18 protein-coding genes and 1 pseudogene are annotated in these 21,074 nt (G+C 38.5%); 14 read left to right on the top strand and 5 right to left on the bottom strand.

The window, feature by feature from the left end:
• Positions 1–9 precede the first annotated feature (9 nt).
• Positions 10–873 carry a DNA adenine methylase gene (locus tag DQQ01_RS01680; RefSeq protein ID WP_111917908.1) on the bottom strand — a complete coding sequence of 288 codons (864 nt, stop codon included), beginning with the start codon at positions 871–873 and terminating at the stop codon, positions 10–12.
• 85 nt (positions 874–958) lie between these two features.
• On the opposite strand from DQQ01_RS01680, the gene DQQ01_RS01685 reads away from it, so the two are divergent.
• From DQQ01_RS01685 to DQQ01_RS01705, 6 genes are all read left to right on the top strand, one after another.
• Entirely contained in the window at positions 959–1,192 is a 234-nt protein-coding gene (locus DQQ01_RS01685) for a helix-turn-helix domain-containing protein (protein ID WP_111917909.1), read from the top strand.
• Positions 1,179–1,991: a DUF7687 domain-containing protein gene (locus DQQ01_RS01690; protein ID WP_111917910.1), complete on the top strand. Its 813-nt coding sequence runs from the start codon at positions 1,179–1,181 to the stop codon at positions 1,989–1,991. Before DQQ01_RS01685 ends, DQQ01_RS01690 begins: the two co-directional genes overlap by 14 nt.
• A 101-nt stretch (positions 1,992–2,092) precedes the next feature.
• A complete protein-coding gene (locus DQQ01_RS01695) occupies positions 2,093–3,127 on the top strand; it encodes a DUF262 domain-containing protein (protein WP_111917911.1) in 1,035 nt (344 codons plus the stop codon).
• A gap of 1 nt (position 3,128) precedes the next feature.
• A complete protein-coding gene (locus DQQ01_RS01700) occupies positions 3,129–3,770 on the top strand; it encodes an MAE_28990/MAE_18760 family HEPN-like nuclease (protein WP_111917912.1) in 642 nt (213 codons plus the stop codon).
• A 576-nt stretch (positions 3,771–4,346) separates the two neighbouring features.
• Positions 4,347–4,523, top strand: coding sequence for a hypothetical protein (locus DQQ01_RS16260; protein WP_242980740.1), 177 nt, complete (start codon positions 4,347–4,349; stop codon positions 4,521–4,523).
• Positions 4,516–5,121: an endonuclease/exonuclease/phosphatase family protein gene (locus DQQ01_RS01705; RefSeq protein WP_242980707.1), complete on the top strand. Its 606-nt coding sequence runs from the start codon at positions 4,516–4,518 to the stop codon at positions 5,119–5,121. The genes DQQ01_RS16260 and DQQ01_RS01705 overlap by 8 nt, the downstream gene beginning before the upstream one ends.
• 45 nt (positions 5,122–5,166) lie before the next feature.
• Here DQQ01_RS01705 and DQQ01_RS01710 read toward each other — a convergent pair whose 3' ends face one another.
• On the bottom strand, positions 5,167–6,006 hold the full coding sequence (locus DQQ01_RS01710) for an AraC family transcriptional regulator (protein WP_111917914.1): 840 nt from the start codon (positions 6,004–6,006) through the stop codon (positions 5,167–5,169).
• A 273-nt stretch (positions 6,007–6,279) separates the two neighbouring features.
• Here DQQ01_RS01710 and DQQ01_RS01715 point away from each other — a divergent pair, with 273 nt between their 5' ends.
• From DQQ01_RS01715 to DQQ01_RS01750, 8 genes are all read left to right on the top strand, one after another.
• Positions 6,280–7,560, top strand: a complete 1,281-nt coding sequence (locus DQQ01_RS01715) for an ABC transporter substrate-binding protein (protein ID WP_162624218.1) — start codon at positions 6,280–6,282, stop codon at positions 7,558–7,560.
• A gap of 95 nt (positions 7,561–7,655) precedes the next feature.
• Positions 7,656–8,582, top strand: a complete 927-nt coding sequence (locus DQQ01_RS01720; RefSeq protein ID WP_111917916.1) for a carbohydrate ABC transporter permease — start codon at positions 7,656–7,658, stop codon at positions 8,580–8,582.
• An 11-nt stretch (positions 8,583–8,593) separates the two neighbouring features.
• A complete protein-coding gene (locus DQQ01_RS01725) occupies positions 8,594–9,418 on the top strand; it encodes a carbohydrate ABC transporter permease (protein WP_111917917.1) in 825 nt (274 codons plus the stop codon).
• Between the two features lie 19 nt (positions 9,419–9,437).
• Entirely contained in the window at positions 9,438–11,534 is a 2,097-nt protein-coding gene (locus DQQ01_RS01730) for an alpha-galactosidase (RefSeq protein ID WP_111917918.1), read from the top strand.
• A 15-nt stretch (positions 11,535–11,549) separates the two neighbouring features.
• Complete coding sequence (locus DQQ01_RS01735; protein ID WP_111917919.1) at positions 11,550–12,488, top strand: aldose epimerase family protein; 939 nt, start codon at positions 11,550–11,552, stop codon at positions 12,486–12,488.
• 18 nt (positions 12,489–12,506) lie between these two features.
• Positions 12,507–15,833, top strand: coding sequence for a DUF5107 domain-containing protein (locus tag DQQ01_RS01740; protein ID WP_111917920.1), 3,327 nt, complete (start codon positions 12,507–12,509; stop codon positions 15,831–15,833).
• 4 nt (positions 15,834–15,837) lie between these two features.
• A complete protein-coding gene (locus DQQ01_RS01745; protein ID WP_111917921.1) occupies positions 15,838–16,560 on the top strand; it encodes a glucosamine-6-phosphate deaminase in 723 nt (240 codons plus the stop codon).
• 13 nt (positions 16,561–16,573) lie between these two features.
• On the top strand, positions 16,574–17,551 hold the full coding sequence (locus DQQ01_RS01750; RefSeq protein WP_111917922.1) for an isoaspartyl peptidase/L-asparaginase: 978 nt from the start codon (positions 16,574–16,576) through the stop codon (positions 17,549–17,551).
• Between the two features lie 102 nt (positions 17,552–17,653).
• On the opposite strand, the pseudogene DQQ01_RS01755 reads toward DQQ01_RS01750, so the two are convergent.
• From DQQ01_RS01755 to DQQ01_RS01765, 3 genes and pseudogenes are all read right to left on the bottom strand, one after another.
• Positions 17,654–18,644, bottom strand: a pseudogene (locus DQQ01_RS01755) (uroporphyrinogen decarboxylase family protein).
• A 228-nt stretch (positions 18,645–18,872) separates the two neighbouring features.
• Entirely contained in the window at positions 18,873–20,396 is a 1,524-nt protein-coding gene (locus DQQ01_RS01760) for a PucR family transcriptional regulator (protein ID WP_111917923.1), read from the bottom strand.
• A gap of 21 nt (positions 20,397–20,417) precedes the next feature.
• Positions 20,418–21,053 (bottom strand): cobalamin B12-binding domain-containing protein, encoded by a 636-nt coding sequence (locus DQQ01_RS01765; protein WP_111917924.1) that lies wholly within the window; start codon positions 21,051–21,053, stop codon positions 20,418–20,420.
• Positions 21,054–21,074: the final 21 nt, after the last annotated feature.

Raw genomic sequence — 21,074 nt, forward strand, 5'->3', positions numbered from 1 at the left:
AAGAAATATCTACCAAGTAAGAAGTAGTTTATCATGAACAACTTCATTTTGCATGGTTTGACCAGCGTTTTGTAATCGATCAATCATAGAGGTACCACAGTTGACAAAAATTTCTCTTTCAAATAAACCCATAGGTGGTGTGACAGAAATATCTTTTTTATTGGATTCCCGTGTGCCATTGATTGATAACATTACATAAACACCTCTGGCTTTGCATTCAGCTATTTTATTGAATAATGTTTCTATATTGAAAGTTTGAGCACCATAAATAATGCTTTGGCTATGAGTATATGGCGGATCACAATAAACTACGTCACCAGGTTGTGCTTTATCCATACATTCTTCAAATGACATAGTTGAAAAAGTCGAGTTTTTTATAAGATCGTGCCATAAATCTACTCTTTTTGAAAAGGTTTCTGGCTTGATAGGGTTATGTGGACCTTTGGGAGTGGACATATACCCATCTGCTTTTCGGAAACGGATTATTCCGGAGTAGCATGTACGTGATAGAAGACAGAAATCAAGAGCATTGTGATTGCTATTAAATCTATCTCTAATTTCATTGTATTTGTTACTAGGATCTTTATAATAATCTTCAATTTCCTTTGAATAATAATTTTTTATTTGCTGCGGATCATATTTGACGATATTAAAAATATCAATTAAAAATGGTAAGATATCGCTGGCATATGAATGAGTAAAACTAGGGGTGCTGGTTGTGCTGTTTTGGTATAGTAATTGTGCCATTACAGCACCGCTACCTAAAAATGGTTCATAGTAGTTATTAAATTGTTCGGGCATATATGAAATAATGGTTTCGGCAAAGCGTTGCTTATTTCCGATCCACTTTAATAATGCTGGTACTTTGGACATTGCTCAAACCTCACATGTAACTTATAGTCTGTAGACTCAAAGTCTACAGTGCTATTATAATTTAACTAATTGGAGGTGTCAAGCAATGCAGGAAGAAATACGTGTCGCTTATGGAAAAGCAGTAAGAGCAATACGACAAAATAAGAAAATATCACAAGAAGAGCTAGGCGATTTATGCGGATTACATAGGACATATATAAGTGACATAGAACTTGGTAAGCGTAATGTTTCTTTGGAAAATATAGACAAAATTGCGCATGCATTGCAAGTGAAGAAGTCGGAATTATTTATTGAGGTGGAGCAATATGAAGGCATTTAAGGAATTTAGAAGAGAAGATAAATCGTTTTGGTTTTTTATACGATTTATTAGCGAAAAATTGGGATATTCTAGAAAAGGAATCGTTTTAACTTATACAGTAGAGCAAATAGAAAAATTGTGCGACAAAGAGAATATTGAAGTTTCTCCGGATAGAATTAACAAAGCTGTCTTATATTGTAATATGAGAGCTGACTTGTTAAATAATACGATTGAGAAAAATTTGATGGACGTTGATGAGGCTAAGCAGATATTTGAAGAAATGAGAAATAGCGGAAAATATAAATGTAAGCTGATTATGAATAAACAACGTAAAGAGATCAAAAAAGTAAATTATTTTACCGCAATTATTACCATGATAGCAGAAGAAATGCTTGGTGGAGATGAGGAATTTAATCCAGATCCAAGAGGGCTTGTGTATTTGTTAAATAATAGAAAGATTATTGGAGCATCTTCCAGAAGGTTTGATGGAGCATATCCTTCGATTTATAATCCTAAGCTAGTGTGGGAAATAAAAGAGTATTATTATTCAAAGTCATTTGGAAGTAGAGTTGCAGATGCTGTGTATGAAGCAGAACTTGATGGATATGAATTTAATGAAATATACGATAGAACCGGACAACAGGTAAATCATGTGATGTTTATTGATAGTCATTATACTTTCTGGGTAAAAGGAAAATCTTATTTGTGTAGATTCATTGATACGCTTAACATGGGACTTATAGATGAACTTATTGTTGGAAAAGAAGTTCTGACGAGATGGAGAGAAGTTCTTGAAGAATTTGATGAAAAGTCTTGTTAGTATCAAAGTGAGTGCGGAATAAATAGTTTGAATTAAGTGATATATTTATGAATAATTGGAACCATATAAACATAATATATTAAGAAGAGGAAATAGTGAAAATGGATTTGCAGAAACAACTGATGGAGCAAAAAATGAAAGTTGATTTTAATACTTACGATCTTTCGATAAAAGAATTGATTAGTATGGTAAATGATAAATTGATAAATATTGCCCCTGAATATCAAAGACAATTTCGATGGGATAAGGAGAGGCAGTCTAGCTTGATAGAATCAATATTTTTAGGGATTCCTATTCCCAGTTTATTTATGGCTACGAATGCGGATGGAACATGGGAATTGATAGATGGAGTACAGCGTGTGAGTACTATTTTGTGTTTCGCTGGAACAGATGAGGAGCGAGAAAAAATAGGAACTCCCAATTTGAGCGAATTGACATTAGAGCAATTAAAAAAATTGACAGAATTTAATGGGAAAAGTTTTACCAAGTTACCGATAGACATTCAAACAAAATTCAGATTGTCTAATATAAAAGTTACAACGCTGAGCGATAAAAGTGATAAACAAGTTAGGTTTGATTTATTTGAAAGATTGAATAGAGGTGGTGTTACACTTACCGATCAGGAAATTAGAAGTTGTGTTTATAGGGGTGGATTTAATAATTTTATAAAAGAATTATCTAAGAATCAAGATTTTATCGAATGCGTTCATTTAACGGAAAGACAAGAAAATGACGGAACTAGAGAGGAATTGGTATTAAGATTTTTTGCATATTTGTATGATTTGAAAAGTTTTGTTCATAGTGTAAGAGATTTTTTGAATGATTACATGGAGAAAGCAGATAAAAAATTTAATTACAGCAAAAATGAGAAAATATTCTGTGAAGTATTTAAGACATTGAATATGGCGCTGCCAAAAGGAATTAGTAAAGGAAGAAAAAATACGCCACTGAATCTTTATGAGGCTGTTGCAGTGGGAGCTGCTTTAGCATATCTTAAAAATGGAACAATTAATACAGAGGGTGTGGAAGAATGGATAAAAGATAGTGAACTTATAAAGTATACAACAGGAGCTACGAATACAAAAGAACGCGTCATCAAGAGAATTGAATACTGCAAAAATAAATTCGAGGGATAAAGTGTTGTTTGATGAAATAAAAAATGAGTTGACTCGTAAGGTTTGTGAATTGAAGTTATGGTTAGCTAACATTGATGAGAGAAATCAATATTGTAATATTACAAAAGGGTTATATTTTGTATATATGTATGGGATTTACGAAGAAACAATACGTCAGGTGGTATCAACAACAATAGATGAGTTAAATAATGCAGATGTAAAGCTTGATGAGTGTGCATATGAATTATATTCTTTGATTTTTTCTGATGAATATGATGGAATGTATAATGTAGGTAATGAACATAAATGGGAAAAAAGATGGAAGTTATCAGATAAAATGATAAATAATCCCAAGGTTGTTATTTCTCATGATATGATGCCGACAGATGGAAAAAATATAAGATATAAACAACTAAAAAGCATTGCTAATTCATTTGGTATGAAAGAAAATGTATTACCGAGAAATGAAATTGGCGGTTACATACAGGAAATGGTAGATAATCGTAATTATATTGCACATGGAAATAAAACACCTAAAGAGGTGGGAAGAAATTTTACTATTTTAGATTTGAAAAATAGATGTGATTATATGGAGGAAGTGTGCAATTATGTTATTGCGGAATATGAAGCATATATTCAGGAAAGAAAATATTTAAGGAGATAGAATTAAGAATAGGTTGTCATGATAACACCATGATAACAAAATCCCAAAAAACCATACGGACACAGTGGAAAATGCGGATTTTCCACACAAATCACACGAAAAATCACCATTTGAACACCGCAATACACCGGTCTGATATCGTGAAGGTGGTAGAACTGTAGGTTCAGGTCGTGTTGCTACAGTTATCGAGTAGGCATTGAACACTTAATGAGTGCATAGCACGAATTTAGTGAGAAAGCCGTTCTTTGAGCAAAGCGAAAAGAACTACCTTAGTTAATTAGAATAAAATATAGAAGTACCGAAAGGTGCATTGTGTCCAAGCGTAAGATACCCGTAGAACTTCGGTTCTACGGGTTTTTCTGTGGTTCTAAGCCAATAGTGGGGCTGAAATATTGAGAGGTACAGGGATTTACTTCCTTTACCTTCTGTATATCCATTACCTTGTCGGTAAGGGTAGAACAATGAGGGAAGGAATGGATTATACAGAAAATTGTGGAATCAACAAGAGCTGCAAACAGGTATGGAAGCAGACTATAATTGGGTATAGAAATGTATGAAGGAAAAGAGGGATAAGGCATGTTAAAATTTGTAACGTTTAATATTCGCTGTGATTATAATCAGGACAAGGATAATAGTTTTTGTTTTCGGAAACAGGAAATTGAGGAAAAGCTGGAGCGGGAGCAGCCGGATATTTATCTGCTTTCAGGAGGTTCTTCCTCATGTAGCTATATGGTTAAAGGAAACACTGCGTGACTATTATGTGGTAGGATGTGGAAGAAGCAGAGAACTGGACGGAGAGCAGGTAGCCATAGCTTTTAAATATAAAAGTTTTAATATGATTTCCATGGAAACTTTCTGGCTTTCTCCGGACTGCTTTTTGCCGGGAAGTCGTTATGCAGAACAGTCAGAATGTCCGCGGGTGTGTACAGAACTGGTGCTTGAGGACTTATCAGAAAGGAAAGTTTTTCGTGTGCTGAATACACATTTGGATCATTTGGGGGCAAAAGCAAGGCAGTTGGGGCTTTCTCAGATTTTGAGAAAACTGGAGGAAGAAAGATATTTTGCAGGTATTCCGGTGATTCTGGCAGGAGATTTTAATGCAGAGCCGGAAAGTGATGAGATGGAGATTTTGAGGGAACACAAGGATTATGTGAATTTGACAGAGGGAATTGGCAGTACCTATCATGGATTTTCATCAGAGGAACAGGAAGAAAGTATTGATTATATTTATGTTCGTAATGGGGAAAAGACTGGTTTTTCCTGTACTTCTGTGGAAAAGTGGAAGGACAGAAAAGGGAGCGTGTGGCTTTCAGACCACTATCCGGTATGTGTCTGTCTGGAGTGGGATTAATAAAACTCAGGTTGATATCATACAGTATAGGTTCCTCATCTGTCTTTAAACTTTATAAAGAAGTCGATATTGGGAGGGGCTCATATGCATTTTAGCTTTAAATTGTTTGGTGAAGTGAGATTGATATTCATAATCCATCCATTCTGCAATTTCCCGTATGGGGAGGTCTGTTTTTGTAAGAAATTCGCAGGCTTTTTCCATTCTCATATCATTGATAACCTGTTTCGGAGATTTTCCCGTATTTGCCATAAAAATACGATAGACCTGAGAAGGATCCAGACGCATATAGTTGGCAAGATGCTCCACTGAGATTTGGTGGCGAATGTTTCGGCGAATATAAATCATAGCATCTTCGAAATGGCTGAATTTAACAATGTCTGTTTTTTCCGGAAGTTGACACTGGAATTTGTGCTGTTCGGCTAATTTTCCCATAAATAAATAAAAGTAAGCATTTATATAAAAGAGATTTTTATTGGTACGACTTTCATTATAGATATTTTTGATGCAATCTTCTAAAAAATCATCATCATTATAATGGAAAATCAGATGTTCGCTGTCTAATCCAACGGATTTTAATAAGTTTTCTGCTTTTTTTCCGAAAAAAGCAATCCAACATAAATCCCAAGGTTCCTGTTTATCTGCAGTATGTACAATCGTGCTTTCAGGTAGAATCAGAAAACCATCACCCTCCTGGAGAGAGAAGCGCTGATTTTCCGTCTGGTAGGTTCCTTTTCCTTTTGTGATGTAGTGAATGAGATAATAATCCCTGGTGTCTTTTCCATAACTATAATTAGGCAGAGTGGAAGAAAAGCCAGAATGAAAAATTACGATATCATCATCAGAATCCGGTTTTTCGGGATAAATATATTGATCATATACAAGCATTTCTTTGCCTCCTGGTATGATAGTTTTATCTGTAAGTATAATAAATATAACAAAAAAAGCAGAAAAATACAAGATTTATATAAATAAGTACATGGGATAGTTATAGGATTGCATATAGGTATTGTGTATAATAAAGCTATAAAAACAAATCCGGATTAGTTAAAATAACCAATCAGCATTATAAAAACAAAGTTAAAACAAGGGGAAGTTTATAGTTTTTATTTGGCATTAGTGCGTGTTTATTATGGGAAAACAGGGAGCGAGGTAAAATTTATGAAAAAATACAAGAAAATTATAACACTTTTGACAGCAGGAAGTATGGTAGCAGCTTTGGGCGCTTGTGGTGGTTCTGGTAATGCAGAAGGAAGTTCAAGTTCGGGCGACAGTAAAAAGGGAGGAAAGACAGAACTGAAAATGATTTTCTGGGATTCTAATCAGGAACCTGGATTAAAAGCTATGGCAGATGGATTTATGGAAAAAAATCCTGATATTGCAGTAACTGTAGAAACAGTACCATGGGATGAATATTGGACAAAATTACAGGCAGCTGCACAGGGAGGAGATCTTCCCGATATTGTAGTCATGCACCCGGACGAGGTAGAAAATTATGCCAGTGGTGGAATTCTCATGGATTTAACAGATATTTTAGAAGGTGATGTGGCAAACAGAAGTAATTTTCCGGACTATGTAGTACAAGATTTTTCTATTGATGACAAGCTTTACGGAATTCCCAAAGATATTGGAACGGTAGCACTGTTTTATAACAAAGATTTATTTGATGCAGCAAATATGGAGTATCCCACCAGTGATTGGACTTGGGCAGATCTTACTGCAGCAGCAGAAAAACTGACAAATAAAGACGCCGGAATTTACGGTCTGAATGCAGATAATAACGGACAGAACTTTTACTGGAATTTAATCTGGCAGAATAACGGAGATATCTGGAATGAAGAAACAGGAGTTTGTACCTTTGATTCTCCGGAAACAGTGGAAGCTATGGAATATGCAGTTTCTTTTGTAGAAAAGGGCTATTCTCCAACACCCGCAGATTTTGCGAATCTGACTGCAGATGAGTATTTTGAATCCGGAAAAACAGCTATGACTTTTGCCGGTTCCTGGATGCTCACAGAATATCAAAATGTAGAAGAACTAAACTTTGGTGTAGCAGAACTGCCAACAGGAAAAGAAAAAGCTGCTATTTGCAGTGGTATGGCATTTTCCGTATCTGCGAACACAAAACATCCGGAGGAAGCAAAAAAATTAGCAGAATATCTTGGATCCGAAGAAGCACAAACGATTCAGGCAGAATCTGGTGTAGCAATTCCTGCATATAAGGGAACACAGCAACCCTGGATTGATAAATTTACAGATTTTGATGCCGCTCCTTTTGTAAAGGTAGAAGATTACGGACACACAAGCCCTGGTCTTACAGCAAGTACTACAGAAGCAACTGCTATTTTAGATGAATATATGCCTCAGATTTTCTCATTAGAACTTCCGGTAGAAGAAGGCATGAAAACAATTACGGAAAAGATAAATGCAACTCTTCAGTAAAACAAGATAAGCCGCACCTGTTCAGGAAGCCAATAGGGAAGCAGGATGCGGCTTTTCTATAAGAAATTTGGCAGAATTAAGGAGGAAATGACAGGATGAAGGGAAAAGCGAAAAATAAAAATCCCAGATTGGCTCTTACGAAAAGAAATGTAAAGACATGGGGTTATGCCTACTTATTTATTGCCCCTACGGTTCTTGGTGTTTTAATTCTGAATCTTTGGGGAGTTATCCAGTCTTTTTATTATAGTTTTCATGAGGTCAAAGGATTTAATGCCCCTATTTTTATAGGGCTGGATAACTATGTTCGACTGTTTTCAGACAAAGAAGTTTGGATTTCTCTTAAAAATGTATTTGTATATGCAATTATAACGGTTCCTATCGGAGTCATGTTGTCGTTGCTTTTGGCCGTTTTACTTAATGCAAAAATTAAGGGAAAAAGTTTTTTCCGTTGTATTTATTTTTTACCGGTAGTTTCTGCTCCGGCAGCGGTAGCATTAGTATGGAAATGGCTTTATAACAAAGATTTTGGTCTTTTTAATCAGATACTTAACGAGATGGGAATTTCAGGACCGGACTGGTTGGGGGATCCGGGAATGGCTATGATTTCAGTGGCAATTGTGGGAATCTGGAGTATGGTAGGTTATAATATGATTCTTTTACTTGCAGGCTTACAGGACGTACCCGGTGAACTTTATGAAGCAGCAGAAATAGACGGGGCAGGTCCGTTTCAGAGATTTTTGAAAATTACAGTGCCAATGGTTTCTCCTACGTTATTTTTTGTTATTGTGACCTCTATTATCAGTGCGCTGCAGGTGTTTGACGTAATCTTTATGATGTTTAAACCGTCTGCGCCGGCCTTTCGTTCCGTAGAATCTATTGTATATTTGTTCTACCGCTATACTTTTACAAATTACAATAAAGGATACGGTTCTACAATCGTTGTAGTTTTATTTGCTATTATTATGATTTTGACTGTCATTCAGTTGCAACTGCAGAAAAAATGGGTTCATTATAACGATTAGGAGGGATGAAAATGAAGACAAAGAAGAGAAGAAATATTTTTGTATATGCAGTTTTAATTCTTATGGCTTTTATTATGGTTCTTCCTTTTGTTTGGACTATTTTAACTGCTTTTAAGACACAGTCAGAGGCCTTGAAAGTACCGCCTCAGATTTTGCCTTCTTCCTGGAGTCCCAGAAACTTTACTGCAGTTATGGAGGCATTACCATTTCTTACATTTTTTAAAAATACATTTTTAATGGTATTGTTTCGTGTTTTAGGTTCTGTATTTTTTAGTGCAATGGCAGCCTATGCCTTTGCCAGATTAGAATTTCCGGGAAGAAATTTACTTTTTGGACTTGTTTTACTGCAAATGATGGTTCCGGGACAGATTTTTATTTTACCTCAATATATGATTGTCAGCAAGCTGGGCTGGTTAAATACAATACAGGCATTGGCTCTTCCGGGTATTGTAAGTACCTTTGGAACCTTTTTACTCAGACAGTTTTTTATGAGTCTGCCAAAGGATCTGGAGGAAGCTGCGGTGCTGGATGGGTGCAGTGTATGGAAAATTTTCTGGAAAATTATGCTTCCCCTTACAAAACCAGGCTTGGTATCTGTAGCAATCTTCACAGCATTATTTGCATGGAAAGATTTGATGTGGCCGTTGATTGTAAACATGTCTATAGAAAAAATGACATTGTCATCCGGGTTAGTAAATTTAATGGGACAGTATTCTGTGGATTATCCTCAGTTGATGGCCGGATCTCTTATTGCAATTGTACCTATGATTATTCTGTTCCTTGTTTTCCAGAAACAATTTGTAGAAGGAATTGCAACTTCAGGAACAAAAGGGTGAAGAAAAGAGGAGGAAAATTATGGCTATTATGAATTATGACAATAGAGTGTTTGCACTTCAGACAAAGAATACCAGCTATATTCTGGGAATATCAGAAAATGGAACATTGGAAAACTTGTATTGGGGTAAAAAAATAGAGCATGGAGAAGATTTTCTCGGAGAATCCGGCAAAAATCCAACTATTAATATGCAGGAACCGCAAAATGTAAGAGAAGAATGTTCTTCTTTTGGCGGAATGCGTTTTAAGGAAACATCTTTGAAAGTGTTATTTTCAGATGGAGTAAGAGATTTTCGCTGTAAGGCAGAGGGTTTTGTAAGAGAAGAAAATCATCTGGAGTTTATATTGGAAGATATAAAATATCCTTTTGAAGTACATCTTCATTATCAGGTCTTCCCGGAAGAAGATGTGATAAAAAAATGGAGAGTTGCGGTAAATAAAGGAGAAGACCCGGTTGTATTAGAACGCTTTTATTCTGCTGAGTACGGGCTTCCTGGGGAAGGATATGAAAGCATTAACTATAAGGGGCGCTGGGGAGCTGAGTTTTTAGCTCACAGTGAACCGGTAAATTCAGGAAAAAAGGTATATGAAAGTCTTTATGGATTAACAGCACATACAGTCAATCCGATTTTTATGATTCATAAACAGGCAGGAGAAACCTGTGGAGAGGTATATTACGGGGCTTTAGAATATTCTGGAAACTTTAAGACAGTTATAGAAGCCGTGAACAGTAATTTTCTAAACATTCTCATAGGAATCAGTGATACAGATTTTGCATGGGAACTGGGCGCCGGAGAAAGTTTTGAAACCCCGGCTGTTTATGCGGGATATTCAGATGCAGGATTTCAGAAGATGACACATACCATACACAATTTCTGTAAAAAGTACCTTATGCCGAAAGAATTTGCCAAGAAGCCGTTGCCGGTACTCTATAATTCCTGGTATTCTACGACCTTTGCAGTTCATTGTGATGAGCAGATAGAACTGGCCAAAAGGGCAGCCAAAATGGGAGTGGAATTATTCGTTATTGATGACGGTTGGTTTATAGGAAGAAAAGATGATACAGCCGGTCTGGGAGATTGGCATGTAGACAAAGAAAAATTTCCAAAAGGACTGTCAGAATTGGCGGATAAAGTACATGAGTTGGGAATGAAATTTGGCGTTTGGATTGAGCCGGAGATGGTAAATCCCAAGAGTCAGTTATTCCAGTTACACCCAGAATGGATTTATCAATACCCGGGAAGAGAAGTACTCATGGGCAGGAACCAATATGAATTAGATATGGCGAATCCTCAAGTGGTGGATTATCTGATCACAATCTTTGACCAGCTTTTGACAGAAACAAAAATTGAATATATTAAATGGGATATGAACCGTTATGCAAGTGAAATGGGTTCTGAATCATTGGATAAGAATCAGTGGAAAGAACTCTCGGTACGAAATACAAAAGGTGTGTATCGGTTAATTGAGGAACTTCGCAGACGCCATCCAGAAGTGGAGTTTGAAGCTTGTGCGTCTGGAGGCGGAAGAGTGGATTTTGGAGCAATGCGGTATTTTGATGAATACTGGCCAAGTGACAATACAGATGCTCTGGACAGGTTATCTATTCAGGAGTCTTATAGCTATTTATACCCAGTAAAATACATGCGGGCATGGCTTACAGATGATTTTGGCATGGACAGAAGAAAAATTCCTCTTCAGTTCTCCATGTACAGCGCTATGTGCGGTTCTTTGGGCATTGGAATCGACTTAAACAGTACGTCTGATAAAAAAATGGAGGAGATTGCTTCTTATATAAAAGTATATAAAGAAATCAGAGAAACCGTGCAGTTTGGAGATTTATACAGACTTTGTTCTTTAAAGACAGATAAAATCCAGGCGGTACAATATGTGAAAGATAGAGAAAGTGTTGTATTTATCTTTTTGGATCATGAACAGTATGGAGATGCTTTCCATTGTGTGAAACTTCGTGGTTTAGAAGAAAATCAGGTATATCAGTTTGAATTGGAAGGCATACAGTATGAAAAAACAGGCGCTTTTCTTATGAACAGAGGAGTTCAGGTGAAACTGTATGGTGACTATGACAGCAAACTGCTTCGATTCAAAAAGAAGGGATAATTCCAGAGGTTCCTTATGACAGAGATTAAATGTATAAAATGGAAAAATTTAGAAGGAATTCAAATGGAAAATAATACGGTTTCGGTTGTTATTCTTCCAAGGCTTGGAGGAAAGCTGGCATCTTTGCAATATAAAAAGACAAAGTTTGAATTTGCGGCTCAGATGAAAGAACAACAGTATCAGATTCCCGGAAGGGATGCTGAATTCGAAAAATTTGATGCTTCAGGGCTGGACGATGCATTTCCCAGCATTGCAGGCAGCAGGGTTATGAGCAGAAACGGAGAAAAAGTTTATCCGGACCATGGGGAAATCTGGAGCAGTCCTTTTGAATATGAGATTGGCAGAGAGTGTGTACATTTATCCTTCAGAAGCACAAGATTTTCTTATACGTATGAGAAGACATTAGAACTGAAAGAAAATCAGGTGATTATTTATTATCATATTTGCAACGAACAGAAAGAACCATTTCCCTGCCTTTGGGCTTTTCATGGGTTAATGCGGTATGAAGAGGATATGGAGTTATGGTATCCCAAGGAAGTCGACAGCTTTGAAAATGTTCTTTTCAGTCAGGAACTGGGAGCAGCAGAAAGGCATGTTCCCATTTGGAATAAAGAATATGATTTTTCTAAGGTGCCGGCAAGAGAATCCGGAACCATGGTGAAATATTATGCAGATAAAAAAATAAAGTCTGGATTTTGCGGATATCGTTATCCCAGTTATGGGATGGAATGTGTGATAGAATACAATGCACAGAAGCTGCCTTATTTGGGAACATGGATTACCGCAGGCGGCTATCGTGGGGATTATAACTGTGCCATGGAACCTGCTAATGGATATTATGATGATATTTATATTGCAGAAAAAAATAACAGCCTGTATTTATTAGAAAAAGAAAATCCTTTAGACTTTCATATAAAAATTACAATGAGGGAAATGAACAAAGTCAGCAGGTAAAGAAACAGGAGGATTATTATGGGAGAGAGAAAAGTTTCGGTTTGGGAAGAAGATGTGGTGATTCCAACATATCCTGTTGGAAAGCCAAATAAAAACCCTATGTTTTTAGAGAAAAGAGTATACCAGGGAAGCAGTGGAAAGGTATATCCGCATCCGGTTATTGATAAAATCTATGATGAGAAAGTTGATAAAACATATCATGCTGTTTATCTGGAAAATGAATATTTGAAGATTATGGTGCTTCCGGAATTGGGAGGAAGAATCCAGAGAGCTACAGATAAAACAAATAATTATGACTTTGTATATTATAATCATGTTATTAAACCTGCGCTTGTGGGATTGGCAGGGCCATGGATTTCCGGCGGAATAGAATTTAACTGGCCGCAGCATCACAGACCAAGCACGTATGATCCAGTAAGTTTTTATACAGCAGAAAATGAAGATGGAAGCTGCACCGTATATGTCAGTGAAGTGGAAAATATGTTCCGTACCAAAGGAATGGCTGCTTTTACCCTGTATCCAGGAAAAGCCTATCTGGAAATTAAAGCGCAGCTTTATAACAGAACCAGTACCCAGCAGACCTTTCTTTGGTGGGCGAATCCGGCGGTACCGGTAAATGAGTATACGCAATCTGTTTTTCCGCCAGATGTGCATGCGGTTATGGATCATGGAAAAAGAGCAGTTTCCAGATTTCCTATTGCAACAGGAACCTATTACAAAATGGATTATTCTGCTGGTGTGGATATCTCCAGATATAAAAATATTCCTGTACCTACTTCCTATATGGCGTATCATTCAGATTATAATTTCGTCGGAGGCTATGATTATAAAGAAAAAGCAGGTATTCTTCATGTGGCAGATCATCATATTTCTCCTGGAAAGAAACAGTGGACCTGGGGCTGTGGAGAATTCGGTCAGGCATGGGACAGAAATCTTACAGATGAAGATGGCCCATATGTGGAATTGATGACAGGTTGTTTTACAGATAATCAGCCGGATTTCACCTGGATGCAGCCATATGAGGAGAAAGTATTTACTCAGTATTTTATGCCTTATAAAGGGGTAGGAATGGTAAAAAATGCTTCCACAGATGCAGCTGTAGGTGTGGAAGTGGAAGGAAATAAAGCAAAAGTGACAGTATACGTTACCGGGGAAGAACCGGATGCACAGGTATGTGTATATAGAAATGGAGAGGAAATTTACAACAAGAGACTCACGCTTTCTCCGGCAGAAGCATTTCAGGATATCTTGGAACAGCCAGAACAAATGCAGGAATGGGAACTGAAAATCAGTGTTCAAAATCGGGAAGGAAAAGAGTTGATTTCTTATGAAGGTAAAAAACCGGAAATAGAAAAAATACCAGACCCTGCAACAGAAGCGCCTCTGCCAAAAGATGCAAAAACCACAGAGGATTTATATTTATATGGAAAACATCTGGAGCAGTACCGTCATGCAACTTACGAACCAGCAGACTATTATTTAGAAGGATTGAGAAGAGATGAAACAGATGTGCGGTTAAATAATGCTTATGGCAGTCTGTTATTCAGAAGAGGTAAGATTAAAGAAAGCGAGAAATATTTTAGACAGGCGATAGAAAAATTAACCCGCTCCAATCCCAATCCGGAAGATGGAGAACCTCTGTATAATTTAGGATTGTGTTTAAAATTTCAGGGAAGATTATCTGAGGCGTATGATGCTTTTTATAAGGCCACCTGGAATGGTGCATGGCAAGACGCTGCTTTTTATCAAATGGCTTGTATTGCCTGTATTCAGAAAGATTACAAAACAGCACTGGAGCATATTGAGCGTTCTATTGTGAGAAATTATCACAACATGAAAGCGAGAAATTTAAAAGCAGCGATATTAAGAAAAATGGGATTTCCGGACAAGGCAGAGGCCTGGCTGAAAACGGCCGGCGATATTGATGTGTTAGATTTAGGAAGCAGGTTTGAACAGTCCTTTATTTCAGAAGTAAAAGGGAAAGATCCGGAAATCTACAGAACAGAAGCTGACAAAATACTGGAAGGAAATTATCAGACCTATTTAGAACTGGCAATTGATTATCTGGAAGCCGGTATGGTAGAAGAGGCAGAGGTGATCCTGAACAGAAGCAGAGCATTGAACCAGGCAGAAGACGCGGTATACCCAATGGTATTTTATTATCTGGCTTTCTGTGCGATGATAAGAGGAAAGAGAGCGCAGGCGATTTCTCTGGCTGAAAAAGGAGAGCAGGCAGCAGCAGATTATTGTTTTCCACATCGACTGGAAGATATTAAAGTTCTGGAAGCAATGCAAAATTTAGAAATACCGGTACCTATGGCAGCTTATTGTTTGGGGAATTTATGGTACGATAAAAAGCAATATAAAGAAGCAGTAGAAAACTGGGAAATGACGGCAAGATTAAAACCGGAATTCCCAACAGCACACAGAAATTTGGCGCTGGCTTATTACAATAAAGAACAGAATCCGGAAAAGGCCAGAAGAGAACTGGAAACAGCCTACAAAATGGATGAAACAGATTCCAGAGTATTAATGGAGTTAGATCAACTTTATAAAAAGACCGGAGTTCCGGCAAAAAAACGTTTGGAAATCTTAAGTAAGCATATGGAACAGGTGGAAGACAGAGATGATTTAATGGTAGAGTATATTACCCTGTTAAATATCACCGGTGCCTATGAAGAGGCTCTGCGTCTTGCAGAAACAAGACAATTCCATCCATGGGAAGGCGGAGAAGGAAAGATTCCGAAACAGTATGTGACTGCTTTGGTTCAGTTAGCAAAAAAGGCTTTGAAAGCAGGAGAGAATAAAAAGGCAGAGTCTTATCTTCTGAAAGCATCTGGTTCTTATCCGTATAACCTGGGAGAAGGAAAGTTGTACGGGGCGCAGGAAAATCATATTTATTATTATCTGGGAATTGCTTATGAGAGAATGGGAGAACAGGAAAAGGCAGAGTCTTGTTTTGAAACCGCTTCTACTGGTATTTCTGAACCTGTAGGCGCCATGTATTACAATGACCAGCCGCCTGAAATGATTTATTATCAGGGTGCAGCCCTTGCAAAATTAGGAAAAGATGAAGCGGCCAGGGGCAGATTCCATAAACTTATAGGATACGGGGAAAAACATTTATATGATGAGATGCGAATTGATTATTTTGCTGTATCTTTGCCGGATTTATTGATTTTTGACGAGGATTTGAATCTGAAAAATAAAATGCACTGTTTGTTTATGATGGGGCTTGGAAAATTAGGTATGGGTCAGAAAAAAGAAGCAGAAGAGTATTTTTCTCAGATTTTAAAAACAGATGGAAACCATCAGGGAGCTTTGAATATACCAGAAGAGGTTTAGAGATATGAAAGTTGTAAAAGTAAAAGACTATGATGAAATGACTGCTTATTTACTGAAATTATTTACGAAACAGCTGGCAGAAAAGCCGGATTCTGTACTTTCGTTTACTACAGGAGCCACCCCCAGAGGACTTTTGGAAGCTATGGCAGAAAAAGTAAATGAAGGGTTGGATATCAGCCAGAGCATTTTTTGCAACTTAGATGAATATGTGGGGAAGCGTGATGGTGCATATAGTGTTTTTCGATTTATGCATGAACATTTTTATGACAGGATTAAGATGCAGCCAAAAGAGATACATATGCTGAATGCAGAAGCTGAGGATCAGCAAAAGGAGATAGAACGGTATGGAAAAATTCTGGGAAGATACCCGAGAGATATACAGCTTCTTGGATTGGGAACCAATGGTCATATTGGTGCGAATGAGCCCGGAACCTCTTTTTTATCTACTTTGTTTGTGGCTGACAGTGAGGAAAGTACACGGATTGCCACACAAAAATTATTTGGTCTGACGTGGGAAGAAACACCAAAGCAGATGTATACTATGGGATTTCAGGAAATTATGGCTGCAAGATGTGTGATTTTGGCGGCATCAGGAAAAGAAAAAGCAAAAGCAGTACAAAAAATGCTGGAGGGAGAGATTACAGAGAATCTGCCCGCAAGTTATTTGAGAATGCATCCGAATGCAGTTGTTGTCATTGACCAGGAAGCAGCATCTCTTTTAGAATAAAGGAGGCGACACGATGAACATTGTTATAGAAAGACCTCCCAGGGGAATTATGATTTCAACCTGGAGAATGTCCTATCAAGGGCTTACAGAAGCAGGGAAATTACTGGTATCAGGTTCGACTCTTCCTGAAGCGATCCTTCACAGTGTAAAGTCTGTAGAGGATAATGAAAAATATGTATCTGTTGGATATGGAGGATTGCCAAACAGAGAAGGAGAAGTAGAACTGGATGCTGCTTATATGGATGGAAATACGCTAGAGGTTGGTGCCGTTATGGCAGTAAAACAGATAAAAAATCCCATAGAGGTAGCTTATGATTTGAGTCATAAGAAGCGCAGCAGTGTATTGGTTGGAACAGGCGCTGAAATGTATGCCAGACAAAGAGGGTTTGCATTTAAAAATATGTTGACAGAATCTTCTTTTCAACGATATCTGAAAGAACGGACGCTGGATAAAGATGAGGAAAAAAGAACTGCCTATGAGGGACATGATACCGTATGTGTGATTGGACGAAGCGGAGAACATATGGCTTGCGGAGTATCTACTTCTGGTTTGTATATGAAGCATCCGGGAAGAATTGGGGATAGTCCTCTTATAGGATCCGGATTTTATGCAGATTCTTCTGCAGGTGCAGCGGCAGCTACCGGAGTAGGAGAAGATATCATGAAGGGCTGCTTATCCTTTGCGATTACTGAGAAAATCAGAGAAGGTGTGGCAGTACAGGAAGCTTGTGAACAATGCCTTTTGCAGCATTTAAGAAGGTTGGAAACTTTGGGATACGGTAATGGGGGAATGTCGGTAATTGCTATGGATAAAGAAGGAAATACAGGGGCAGCAACGACTCTGAGCGCCTTTCCGTTTGTTATATCTGATGGTAAAGAGTGTAAAATCTATATCGCCTCCGGAAATCAGGAGAACGGGGAACATAAAATTTTTATTCCGGATTCCCAGTGGCTGGAAGAGTGCAGTGCAGACTGGATTTTTATGAATTAACCAGAAAAAATTGCCTTCCCTTCTGCAATAAAGTTATTCAGGCTTATATTGGCAGAAAGGAAAGGCAATTTTTAGTTAGGTATAGGACTGTGTCTGGTTTTTCTAAAAAATTTCTTTGCTGATTTTTTTGATTACGTCACTGGCAGCCTCATAAACTCCCGGGAATGTACTGATTCCAAGCCCCTGTGTCAGACATGGAATATAGTATTTTTTTGCCATTTTCTTTGCAGATTTTCCGTACTTCTGTATCTACCAGTTCAGGCGTCCAGTCCGGTCTGTCAATGGAAGCGCTGTCAATACCGCCCATAAAGGTGATTTTGCCGCCGTATTTTTCAATGAGTTCCGGAATATTATTGGAGCTCATGGTTCCCTGCCAGATATCAACACCCATGTCAATCATATAAGGCACAAGGGTTGCTGCATAGGAATCGCAGTGATGAATAATCAATTCTATGCCGTGTGATTTATAATATCCGTAAATTTTCTTATACGCAGGAAGAATGAATTCTTCAAACATAGCAGGTGAAATAAAGGTAGAAGTCTGGCTTCCCCAGTCATCATGGTGGAAAATAGCATCAGGTTTTATGTATTTACAGATTTTTTCTGCGTACTGTAATTCCCATTCTGTCAGATAGTCGATTAATTCCCGGGTAGCTTCTGGTTCTTCATAGAAATTCATCAGGCAGTTCTGGATTTCCTGCAAATGGTGACATTGCTCAAAAATACCTGGTGCTATAAACTGTGTGGCAAAATATTCTTTCCGGTCGATTTCTTCTGCTGCTTTGATATAAGGTTCCCATTCTGCGTCAGAATAGTCCAGCTTTGGTGCATGTACAGATTCCTTCCAGTTCGTGATATCTTTGCAGACAATGTGTTCTTCGTCATGTACCGGGAAACCGCCGGGTGTTCCTTCCGGCCATACATTTGTGACACCCCAGGCATTTTTTACGGGGCCTTTTCCGTATTCCGGAGAGGGATTGTTTACAGAGTAAGGATTGTCAGTAATCATGGCCAATGCCTCATATTGATTTACATAACGGTCAGGTTTTCCCCCACGGATAGTTTCCAATAAGTTTTGCCTTTTTGTGAGCATACGCAATACCTCCTTGTGACTGGGTGCAGCCCGTACACCCATAAATTCCTGTTAGAGAACTGCCGCATCGGGTATAAAAAATACTTGCTTGCTGTTTCGTGCGTCAGCCTCTTCATTCTTAGATTTATGATAACAGGAATAGGGCTTTTCTGTAAATCCGTATAAATAAGGTAAAAACCCTGTAGCATTACGACAAAGTGTAGGAGAGCCACAAGGTTTGATAAGAACTTAAATGTCTTCTCCTTCCAGAAGCCGAAAAGAGAGGTTCAGATAAAAAAGTTCGTCCGGGTCTTCCAGGTCTGTTTCCAAAATACTCTTAATCCGCTCCAGCCGGTACAGAAAGGTACTTCTGTGGATAAATAAGGCCTTGGCGCTTTGTACGGTATTCAGATTATGCTCCAGGTAGACCCTCAGAGTTTTCATGTATTCCGTATTCTGCACTTTGTCGGATTTTTGTAAATCCAACAGTTTTTCATAACAGAGCATATATCCGGGAAGGGTTTTTACAGACTGACGCAGAATATAGGGCAGGGCAATCTGGTTAAAGTGGTGAATCCAGAGTTGAGGACGGATTTCCAGTCCAAGTTTAAGGGCGGTAAGCCCCTGTAAATACTGCCTGCGAAGATTCATGTGTCCGCACATGGAACGGCTGTAACCTGCCTTTAACATACTGTCCCGGATAAAGTATACCAGTTCGCGAAAGATGTCATCTGCCTCCATATGAAGAAGTGTTTCATTATAAAAGGTGACGACATGGTCTTTAAATACAAGACTGCAGGAAGCAGAAAATTTATTTTTAATAAACTGGCAGACCATGTTTCCATTTAAGGAAGAAGGACCCTCTGTCTGAAGGACAGAGCAAAGATAGGTATGCTCAGGAAGCCAGCCTACATTTGTAAGCAAATGGCTGATACCCATATAATCTGCAGTACGGTCTGACAGGATACTCTGGAAAATAGACTGGAGTGTTGTACTGCGGGAGGAGGATTCTGAGTGCATACGGTTCAGAAGATATTCTGCATGCTGTGCCAGAATAGTAATGAGATACTGGTCTGCATCTGTAAGCGGTATTTTATTTTCCAAAACAGAGAGCAGGTAAGCAGGCTTTTCGTCCAGAAACAGGCGCATATTTAAGGAACAGTGTCCTGTAAGATAAGCAGGGAACAAAAATGGCTTTGGTGAGGCTTCCTCTGAGCGGAAATTTCCGTCCTGGATCAGCGCGTGGATATAGTCCAGGCGAAGGGAATCATTTTCAAAAATCTGTCCGGAGTCAGGAAGCTGGGACAAGCCACGGTGAGCTACAAGAGAAAAGTCCATATTCATAATGCAAAGCGGATTGTTAAACACAGGCTGGGAAATCTCAAGCAAATCGGAAAGAGAACCGTTTTGGTGACAGACAGAGATTAACTGCTGCTCCCATTCTTCATAGTAATCAAAAATAGACTGAATACAGTTGAATACGTGAATCACAGAGGTATGGCAGGATAAGAGCAGACAGGAGAAACGTCCATCTGGAAGAAAGGACGTTTCATCTCTCTGGCAGATAATCAGTACAGCATCTTCCGGTATGGATCGGAATACCTCTAAATCCAGAATGGCGTCTGTAAGATAAATGTGGTTGTTTTTAAACCCCTTGTCTGCCTCAAGGAAAAAAGGGCGGGCAAGGGGCTGATTTTTGGATAGAAGTCTGTAATCGGCAATTTGAAAGTGTTCTTTCAGATTCTGATACAGTAAAATTGATGTAAGCTGCAAAGTGTATTCCTCCTGTGGTTTTCAGACAATAAAAGTTTTTGCCATTTCTGCGGCATCTACAGCAGATTCGGTATAAGCGTCGGCACCAATGTGTTCTGCAAATTCTTTTGTTACAGCGCCGCCGCCTACCATAATTTTCAGGCGGTGTTCCGTATCAGACTGACGAAGCGCCTTCACTGCATGCTGCATACTGGGACATGCTGTGGTAAGCAGAGTGGACAGACAGACAATGGATACCTCAGGGTTCTGGCGCACTGCCTTTAAAAACTGTTTTTCTGAAATATCCACCCCTAAATCAATGACCTTAAAGCCTGCGCTGCGGAACATAATAGCTACCAGATTTTTGCCTACGTCGTGCAAATCCCCTTCCACAGTTCCCAGAATTATTGTGCCCACATACAATCCCCGCTCAGATTCCAGGCCGGGAGTGAGAATATCCAGCCCTTTACGCATACAGCGGGCAGAGGATAAAATTCTGGGAATATCTGCTTCATTATTTTTATAGCGTTCTCCCATCTCCCGCATAGCGGGAACCATGGCTTCGTCCAGAATTTTAATGGCGGGAATATGCTGTTTTAACGCCTGTGTTATTACCTGTTCTGTTATCTTGTAATGTCCGTTTTCCACGGATTGTCTAATCTCTTCCAATGTTGTCATGCTACACCCCGTAATTGCTGA

The organism is Blautia argi, from assembly GCF_003287895.1.
GTDB classification, from domain to species: Bacteria; Bacillota; Clostridia; order Lachnospirales; family Lachnospiraceae; genus Blautia; species Blautia argi.